Here is an 8,205-nt window from a genome sequence, read left to right on the forward strand (position 1 = left end):
CGCTCCAGATCTTACGTTTAGTAGACGGATTTATTGTTATTAACTGACGTAACCGGTTGTTCGATAAAGCGTGCCGCCAGCGCTTCCGCGCCGCGGGCGAGCAGGGTGGTGTCGACGCCGACGGCGACAAACAGCGCGCCGAGTGCAAGGTAACGTTTCGCCAGCTGCTCGTTGGCCATCAGGATGCCGGGCGCTTTACCGGCGGCGCGTATCTGCGCGATCGCCTGCTCAATGGCGGCCTGCACCTCCGGGTGCTGCGGATTACCGGCAAAGCCCATGTCGGCACTCAGATCCGCCGGGCCGATAAACACGCCGTCGACGCCGTCCACGTCCAGGATCTGCGGCAGGTTTTTTAACGCTCTTAGGGTTTCGATTTGCACCAGCACGCACATGGCGTCGTTAGCCTGATGCAGATAGTCCGGGATACGGTTCCAGCGCGACGCCCGCGCCAGCGCGCTGCCGACGCCGCGAATGCCCGCGGGCGGATAGCGGGTGGCGCTGACCGCCAGCCGCGCTTCGTCGGCGTTTTGCACCATCGGCACCAGCAGGGTTTGCACCCCCACGTCCAGCAGTTGCTTGATCTGCACCGGATCGTTCCACGACGGGCGCACCACCGGCTGGCTGGGATAAGGGGCGATGGCCTGTAGCTGAGTGAGAACGGTCTGCACGCTGTTCGGCGCGTGCTCCCCGTCGATCAGCAGCCAGTCAAAACCGGCCCCGGCCAATAGCTCAGCGCTGTAGCTGCTGGTTAGCCCCAGCCATAACCCGATTTGCGGTCGGCCCGCTTTCAGCGCCGCTTTGAATGCGTTTTGCATGGTCATCTCCTTACACAAAGCGGCAACTGATGGAGCCCATGTTGCCGTAGTCGACGTGGAAGGTGTCGCCTCTGCTGGCGGGCACCGGGCGGGTAAACGAGCCGCCGAGGATGATCTGGCCTGGCTCAAGCTGCACGTCGTATGGCGCGAGTTTGTTCGCCAGCCACGCCACGCCGTTCGCCGGATGATTAAGGACGCCTGCGGCCACGCCGGTCTCTTCGATCACGCCGTTGCGGTAGAGCAGGGCGGAGATCCAGCGCAGATCCAGCTCGTCGGGTTTAATCGGGCGGCCGCCGAGGATCACGCCCGCGTTGGCGGCGTTATCGGAGATAGTGTCGAATACCTTGCGCGGGCGCTGGGTTTCCGGGTCAACGTTGTGGCAGCGGGCGTCGATCAGCTCCAGGGCAGGGATGACGTAATCCGTGGCGTTGTAAACGTCGAAGATCGTGCAGTTCGGGCCGCGCAGCGGTTTTGCCAGCACGAAGGCCAGCTCCACTTCGATGCGCGGGACGATAAAGCGATCCACGGGAATGTCGCTGCCGTCGTGGAAGAACATATCGTCCAGCAGCGCGCCGTAGTCTGGCTCGCTGATCTGCGAGCTGGCCTGCATCGCTTTGGAGGTGAGGCCGATCTTGTGGCCTTTCAGCACGCGGCCTTCGGCAATTTTCAGGCTCACCCATTCGCGCTGGACGGCGTAGGCGTCTTCAATGGTGATCTCGGGATACTCAAGCGAGATCGCGCGGATCTGCTCCCGGGATTGTTCCGCCTGATGCAGGCGGTGGGCGATCAGGGTATGGGTGTGTTTGTCGAGCATGGCGATATCCTGTTGTTGCCGGGTGGCGCGTAGCGATCCCGGCCTACGTTCGAGCCGTTGTAGGCCCGGTAAGCGAAGCGCCACCGGGCGAGCAGACGGCTACTTAAACAACGCGTGCACGTTGTTCTGCTTGTAATTGAGCGTCGGGTGCAGCTCGTCGAGCTCGAAAGACAGCGCCAGATAGCGGGCGGCCATCAGCGCTGCAAAATGCGTTTTGATCAGCGCAAACAGCATTTCACCGACCTCTTCCCGGCTCTCCAGACTGCGCCCTGCGCCGATTTTGAGCGTCATATGCACAAAGGCGTAATCGTGCTTGCCGTCGGCCATCTGCCAGGTGTCCAGCCAGTGGGCGCGGCTGCGGATACCGCCGAGCGGGAAGATCCCCGTGGCGGCGAGCGCCTCGTTCACTTTGGCAAACAGCCCCGGCAGGTCGGCCTGCTCGCGGATGTTGTCGGTACATTCAGCAATAAAGTGCGGCATGGTGGCTCCTTACGCGGGCAGCGGGAAAACGGCGTTGACCTGGCCGGTGCCGGAGCTGGCGAACAGCTCGGTGAGAAACTCCACCTTACCGTCGTAGTTGTCCCAGCCGAGCATCCCCAGCAGCATCACCGTGTCGTGCATGTTGCCCTCGCCGTAGCAGTAGTCGGCGTACTCCGGCAGCATGCTGCAAAACTCTTTGAACTGCCCCTCGCGCCACAGCTTCACTACCCGCTCATCCATCTGGCGGTCAAACTCGCGGGTGTAGCTGTTCATCCCTTCCTCCGCGCGCTGGTCGTCGATAAAGCGGTGCGACAGCGAGCCGCTGGCGAGCACCGCCACGGTGCCGTCGTATTTTTCGATGGCGCTGACGATGGCCTCGCCCAGCCTGCGACTGTCGGCGAAGTCGTGAACCGTGCAGAACGCCGAGATGGAGACCACTTTGAAGTGCTTATCCGCGTTCATGTAGCGCATCGGCACCAGCGTGCCGTACTCCAGCTTCAGGCTCGGGATGTTGTGCGCCTTGGCGCGCACGCCAAGCTTCACCGCTTCGTCGGCGATCAGCTGGCCGAGTTCCGGGTTGCCGTCGTAGTCGTAGGTCATGTCGCGAATAAAATGCGGCAGCTCGTTGCTGGTGTAGACGCCTGAAAAATGGTCCGCACAGTTGATGTGATACGCGCTGTTCACCAGCCAGTGGGTGTCGAAGACGATAATGGTGTCGACGCCCAGCTCGCGGCAGCGCTTGCTGATCTCTTTATGCCCGTCGATGGCTGACTGGCGGCAGCCGTGGTTTTTGCCCGGCAGTTCAGAGAGATACATTGACGGCACGTGGGTGATTTTTGCCGCTAACGCTAATTTTCCCATGATCAGATCCCCCATTTTGGAATCGGATGGTCGCCCATGGAGATACAGACGTTTTTCATCTCCGCGAAGACCTCAAAGCTGTACTCGCCGCCCTCACGCCCGGTGCCGGAGGCCTTCACGCCGCCAAACGGCTGGCGCAGGTCGCGCACGTTCTGGGTGTTGACGAACACCATGCCCGCTTCGATGTTGCGCGCCAGACGCAGCACTTTGCTGACGTCCTGCGTCCAGATGTACGACGCCAGGCCATACTCCACGTCGTTTGCCAGGCGCAGGCCTTCCGCTTCATCCTTAAACGGCAGCAGGCAGGCCACCGGCCCGAAGATCTCCTCCTGCGCCACGCGCATGCGGTTATCGACATCCGCCAGCACCGTCGGGCGCAGGAAATTGCCGCCTTTCAGGTGCGCAGGCAGATCGGTCGGTTTGTCCGGGCCGCCCGCCAGCAGGGTTGCCCCCTCTTCAATGCCGAGGCGGATGTAGCCGGAGACCTTCTCCCAGTGCTGCTTGCTGATCAGCGCGCCAATCTGGGTGTTCGGATCGGTCGGGTCGCCCACGCGCAGGCGGCTGGCGCGCTCGGCAAAGCGTTTGACGAACTCCGGGTAGATGCTCTGCTGGATGAAGATGCGCGAGCCGGCGGTGCAGCGTTCGCCGTTGATTGAGAAGATGGTGAACAGGGCGGCGTCCAGCGCGCGCTCGATGTCGGCGTCTTCAAATATCAGCACCGGAGATTTGCCGCCCAGCTCCATGGAATACTTCTTCAGCCCGGCGTTTTTCATGATGTTACGCCCGGTGGCGGTGCCGCCGGTGAAGGAGACGGCGCGCACGTCATGATGACGCACCAGCGCGTCGCCCGCCGTGGCGCCATAGCCCTGCACTACGTTCAGCACGCCCGCCGGAATGCCCGCCTCCAGCGCCAGCTCGCCCAGACGGTCGGCGGTCAGCGGGGAGAGCTCGGACATCTTCAGCACCGCGGTGTTACCCAGCGCCAGGCACGGCGCGACCTTCCAGGTGGCGGTCATAAACGGCACGTTCCACGGCGACACCAGCGCACAAACGCCTACCGGCTGCACGAGGGTGTAGTTGAGCATCTTGTCATCGACCGGGTAGGTTTTGCCGTTCATCTGCTGGCACACCTCGGCGAAGAACTCAAAGTTGTGCGAGGCGCGTGGAATGAGCACGTTTTTGGTCTGGTGGATCGGCAGGCCGGTGTCGGCGGTCTCCATCGCGGCAATGTCCGGCACGTTCTGGTCAATCAGATCCCCCAGGCGACGCATCAGGCGCGCACGCTCCTTCATCGGCAGGTTGGCCCATTTCGGGAACGCCTCTTTGGCGGCGGCAACGGCCTGATGGATTTCGGCTTCGCCGCCGGAGGCCACTTCTGCCAGCACCTCGCCGGAGGCCGGGTTAGTGGTTTGGAAGTACTCACTTCCGGCGACGTTTTTCCCGTTGATCCAGTGGTTAATCTTTTTCATTTTGCAGTCTCCTCACTGACAATTCGGTTTACCAGGCGGCCTACGCCTTCCACTTCCACTACCACCTCATCGCCCGGCACCACGTCGGACAGCCCCTTCGGCGTGCCGGTGGCAATCATGTCGCCCGGTTGCAGGGTCATGAAATCGCTCAGATACGCAATCAGGAATGGGATGCTGAAAATGAGATCGGCGGTGGTGCCTTCCTGACGCAGTTCACCGTTGACGTAGGTGCGAAGACGAAGGTTGTGCGGGTCAGGGATGGCTTCTTTTGGCACTACGTTCGGGCTGATGGGGGTCAGCCCGTCGCGGCTTTTCACCCGCAGGTTCGGGCGATAGTAGTTTTCGAGATAATCGCGGATGGCGTAGTCGTTGCACACCGTGTAGCCCGCAACATAGTCCATCGCCTCGGCTTCGCTGACCTTACGCGTGGTTTTACCGATGACCACCACCAGCTCGGCTTCGTAATGCATGTATTCAATGTTGTTTGGGCGCACCGAGGTCTGGTTGTCGCCGTTAAAGGTGTTCGGCGCTTTGATAAACACCAGCGGCTCGGTGGGCGGTTTGAAGTCCAGCTCGCTGGCGTGATCGGCGTAGTTCAGGCCGAGGGCGAACAGCGTGGCGTGCGGCGGCGTGCGCGAAGCGATGGTAACGTCGCGTTCCTCCACCACCGGGTTTTCCAGCGGCGGAAATCCCTCTGCCAGAATGCGTACCCGATCGCCCGGGCGAATTTCGACGCGGCTTTGCGGGGTACCGAGCAATATCGCATCGCCGGGATTCAGGGTGGCAAATTCGCTCAGGGCGCTCAGCAGTTCGGCGGCGTTGCGGTGCAGATCGGCCGTGTTCCAGTGGTCCGCTTCGCGACCGTTGATCTCGGTGATGATGGTCAGTTTGTCCACGTTATCAACGGCGACAGGTTCGCCGAGCGGGCAAAATCCATCCCGACATTTGGCCTTGATCGCCGGGCGGTAGAAGCTCTCTTCCGGCAGGCTGATTTCGTTGGCCAGCGCGTAGCCGGCGATGTACGCCGCCGCCTCTTCAACGCGTACTTTGCTGGCGGTTTTGCCCACCACCAGCGCCACCGTTGCGCCGCTTAACACGGTTTCTCCCTGCGGGAAGGGAATCGGCTCGCCTGCGCGAATAACGGTGTTATGTGGCTTGATAAACCACACCGCCGTTTTTGGCGGCGCGTTATAGGGGGCTTTTTCAAACGCCTCAGCCCAGGCCGCACGCTGGCTTTGGTGGTTTAGCGCTACGGCAAAAACAGTACCTTTCATTCCCATACTCCTCAAACCGACTGTCCAGTTATGATTTCATTAATATGTTAATGATCTGGTTTTATGCTTTTGCTGTTCGTTTCGCAATCAGAAGTGAATAATTTGTGATATGAATAACAATAAATTTACACCAATGGGTTAATTATCATTTAAATCAATTCATTAAAAAAATGACTTTGTTTCTGTTAGACTTTTGGGGTTACAACGTATTGTCTATAAAAGCATCTGTTTTAAATTGTTTACTTGTTAATGATGTAAGGGGGAAGGTGATGCATGATTCATTAACCATCGCGCTGTTGCAGGCGCGTGAAGCGGCGATGGGCTACTTCCGCCCGATAGTGAAGCGGCATAATCTGACCGAGCAGCAGTGGCGTATCGTCCGCGTGCTGGCCGAGCATCCCTCCATGGATTTTCACGATCTGGCGTTCCGCACCTGCATTTTGCGCCCAAGCCTGACCGGCATTCTGACGCGGATGGAGCGCGACGGTCTGGTGCTGCGCTTAAAGCCGGTGAATGACCAGCGCAAGCTGTACGTATCGCTGACGAAAGAAGGCAACGCGCTGTACCAGCGTGCTCAGGCTCAGGTGGAAGAGGCGTACCAGCAGATTGAGGCGGAATATACCCCGGAGAAGATGAAGCAGCTCACGGCGCTGCTGGAAGAGTTTATTGAACTCGGAAACCGACATATTGCCGCGCGGGACGAAGCGTAAAAACCCTAAATTCCAGGATGATTTTCGTAAAGTTTTCCCTTTCCAGGCCGAAAATTCTGTATCTGTCTGAGGAAAGAGAAAACATGTTAAATCGTATCAAGATTGTCACCAGCTTACTGCTGGTTTTAGCGATATTTGGCCTTTTACAACTCACGTCTGGTGGTCTTTTCTTCAATGCCCTGAAGCATGACAAAGAGAATTTCACCATTCTGCAAACCATTCGCCAGCAACAATCCACCCTGAACGGTAGCTGGGTGGCGCTGCTGCAAACCCGTAACACCCTGAACCGCGCGGGTATCCGCTATATGATGGATCAGAACAATATCGGCAGCGGCTCAACCGTCGCCGAGCTGATGCAGATAGCCTCTGCGTCTCTGAAACAGGCGGAAAAAAACTGGGCGGATTACGAAGCACTTCCGCGTGACCCGCGTCAGAGCGACGCTGCGGCACTGGAAATCAAACGTAATTACGATATCTACCACGGCGCGCTGGCCGAGCTGATCCAGCTGCTGGGGGCGGGCAAGATCAACGAGTTCTTCGACCAGCCGACCCAGAGCTATCAGGATGGCTTTGAGAAGCAGTACGTCAGCTATCTGCAACAAAACGACGCGCTCTATCAGACCGCGGTTGAAGACAGCAACAGCTCTTACCGCCAGGCTATCTGGGTGCTGATTAGCGTGCTGGCTGCGGTGCTGGTGGTGATTGTTGCCGTCTGGCTGGGTATTCGTCAGGCGCTGATTTCGCCGCTGAACCGTCTGATTGACAGCATTCGTCATATCGCCAGCGGCGACCTGGTGAAGCGCATCGACGTGGAAGGCTCCAACGAGATGGGTGAACTGGCTGACTCCCTGCGCCATATGCAGGGCGAGCTGGTGCGCACCGTGGGTGACGTGCGTAACGGCGCAAACGCCATTTACAGCGGTGCGAGCGAAATCTCGATGGGCAATAACGATCTCTCATCCCGTACCGAGCAGCAGGCTGCCTCTCTGGAAGAGACCGCCGCCAGCATGGAACAGCTGACCGCCACAGTGAAGCAGAACGCCGAGAATGCCCGTCAGGCGAGCAACCTGGCCCTGAGCGCATCCGAAACCGCGCAGAAAGGCGGGAAAGTGGTGGATAACGTGGTGCAGACCATGCGCGACATCGCCGGCAGTTCGCAGAAAATCGCCGATATTATCAGCGTGATCGACGGGATTGCTTTCCAGACCAATATTCTGGCGCTGAACGCGGCGGTAGAAGCGGCACGTGCGGGCGAGCAGGGCCGCGGCTTTGCGGTGGTTGCAGGTGAAGTACGAAACCTGGCGCAGCGCAGCGCCCAGGCGGCTCGCGAGATCAAGAGCCTGATTGAAGACTCCGTGGGGCGCGTGGAGTTGGGTTCAACGCTGGTAGAAAGCGCCGGTGAAACCATGGGTGAGATCGTGAATGCGGTAACGCGCGTGACGGACATCATGGGCGAAATCGCGTCTGCGTCTGATGAGCAGAGCCGCGGTATCGACCAGGTGGGGCTGGCGGTGGCTGAGATGGATCGCGTGACCCAGCAGAACGCCTCGCTGGTGGAAGAGTCTGCGGCGGCCGCGGCGGCACTGGAAGAGCAGGCGAGCCGTCTGACGCAGGCCGTTGCGGTGTTCCGTATTCAGCAGGAACAGATGAAGGCGCGCGAGTTCGCCTCCGCGAAAAGCGTTGCCGCACCGGTAGTGGCGCGTAAACCGGCGACCGCAGATGCGGGCGATAACTGGGAAACGTTCTGACGTTGTGTGTTTTGCCGGGTGGCGGCTACGCCTT

The 8,205-nt window shown here is 59.7% G+C and carries 8 protein-coding genes; 2 read left to right on the forward strand and 6 right to left on the reverse strand.

All coding sequences use genetic code 11. The features are described 5' to 3' along the window. Window positions 1–17: 17 nt before the first annotated feature. From hpaI to hpaG, 6 genes are all read right to left on the reverse strand, one after another. Entirely contained in the window at window positions 18–815 is a 798-nt protein-coding gene (hpaI, locus tag INF86_RS17140; RefSeq protein ID WP_022646955.1) for a 4-hydroxy-2-oxoheptanedioate aldolase, read from the reverse strand. A 10-nt stretch (window positions 816–825) separates the two neighbouring features. After that, entirely contained in the window at window positions 826–1,629 is an 804-nt protein-coding gene (gene hpaH, locus INF86_RS17145; RefSeq protein WP_023305397.1) for a 2-oxo-hept-4-ene-1,7-dioate hydratase, read from the reverse strand. 99 nt (window positions 1,630–1,728) lie between these two features. Beyond that, complete coding sequence (locus tag INF86_RS17150) at window positions 1,729–2,109, reverse strand: 5-carboxymethyl-2-hydroxymuconate Delta-isomerase (RefSeq protein WP_063849728.1); 381 nt, start codon at window positions 2,107–2,109, stop codon at window positions 1,729–1,731. A gap of 9 nt (window positions 2,110–2,118) precedes the next feature. Beyond that, window positions 2,119–2,970: a 3,4-dihydroxyphenylacetate 2,3-dioxygenase gene (gene hpaD / locus INF86_RS17155; protein ID WP_022646958.1), complete on the reverse strand. Its 852-nt coding sequence runs from the start codon at window positions 2,968–2,970 to the stop codon at window positions 2,119–2,121. A 2-nt stretch (window positions 2,971–2,972) separates the two neighbouring features. Then, the gene (gene hpaE, locus INF86_RS17160; RefSeq protein WP_022646959.1) at window positions 2,973–4,439 is read right to left on the reverse strand and encodes a 5-carboxymethyl-2-hydroxymuconate semialdehyde dehydrogenase; all 1,467 of its coding nucleotides are present in this window, start codon (window positions 4,437–4,439) and stop codon (window positions 2,973–2,975) included. Continuing rightward, window positions 4,436–5,713 carry a 4-hydroxyphenylacetate degradation bifunctional isomerase/decarboxylase gene (gene hpaG / locus INF86_RS17165; RefSeq protein WP_193543750.1) on the reverse strand — a complete coding sequence of 426 codons (1,278 nt, stop codon included), beginning with the start codon at window positions 5,711–5,713 and terminating at the stop codon, window positions 4,436–4,438. Before hpaG ends, hpaE begins: the two co-directional genes overlap by 4 nt. Before the next feature lie 269 nt (window positions 5,714–5,982). Here hpaG and hpaR point away from each other — a divergent pair, with 269 nt between their 5' ends. After that, complete coding sequence (gene hpaR, locus INF86_RS17170; RefSeq protein ID WP_045621229.1) at window positions 5,983–6,423, forward strand: homoprotocatechuate degradation operon regulator HpaR; 441 nt, start codon at window positions 5,983–5,985, stop codon at window positions 6,421–6,423. Between the two features lie 83 nt (window positions 6,424–6,506). Beyond that, window positions 6,507–8,171 carry a methyl-accepting chemotaxis protein gene (gene tsr / locus INF86_RS17175; RefSeq protein ID WP_023305399.1) on the forward strand — a complete coding sequence of 555 codons (1,665 nt, stop codon included), beginning with the start codon at window positions 6,507–6,509 and terminating at the stop codon, window positions 8,169–8,171. The last annotated feature ends 34 nt before the right edge of the window (window positions 8,172–8,205 follow it).

Source organism: Enterobacter cloacae complex sp. I1M (assembly GCF_014982425.1).
Taxonomy (GTDB): domain Bacteria; phylum Pseudomonadota; class Gammaproteobacteria; order Enterobacterales; family Enterobacteriaceae; genus Enterobacter; species Enterobacter intestinihominis.

Bases quoted from the DNA above. Each gene is read 5' to 3' on its own strand.
- hpaE (WP_022646959.1), bottom strand. From the start codon at position 4,439: ATGAAAAAGATTAACCACTGGATCAACGGGAAAAACGTCGCCGGAAGT.
- hpaG (WP_193543750.1), bottom strand. From the start codon at position 5,713: ATGAAAGGTACTGTTTTTGCCGTAGCGCTAAACCACCAAAGCCAGCGT.
- hpaD (WP_022646958.1), bottom strand. From the start codon at position 2,970: ATGGGAAAATTAGCGTTAGCGGCAAAAATCACCCACGTGCCGTCAATG.
- INF86_RS17150 (WP_063849728.1), bottom strand. From the start codon at position 2,109: ATGCCGCACTTTATTGCTGAATGTACCGACAACATCCGCGAGCAGGCC.
- hpaI (WP_022646955.1), bottom strand. From the start codon at position 815: ATGCAAAACGCATTCAAAGCGGCGCTGAAAGCGGGCCGACCGCAAATC.
- hpaR (WP_045621229.1), top strand. From the start codon at position 5,983: ATGCATGATTCATTAACCATCGCGCTGTTGCAGGCGCGTGAAGCGGCG.
- hpaH (WP_023305397.1), bottom strand. From the start codon at position 1,629: ATGCTCGACAAACACACCCATACCCTGATCGCCCACCGCCTGCATCAG.
- tsr (WP_023305399.1), top strand. From the start codon at position 6,507: ATGTTAAATCGTATCAAGATTGTCACCAGCTTACTGCTGGTTTTAGCG.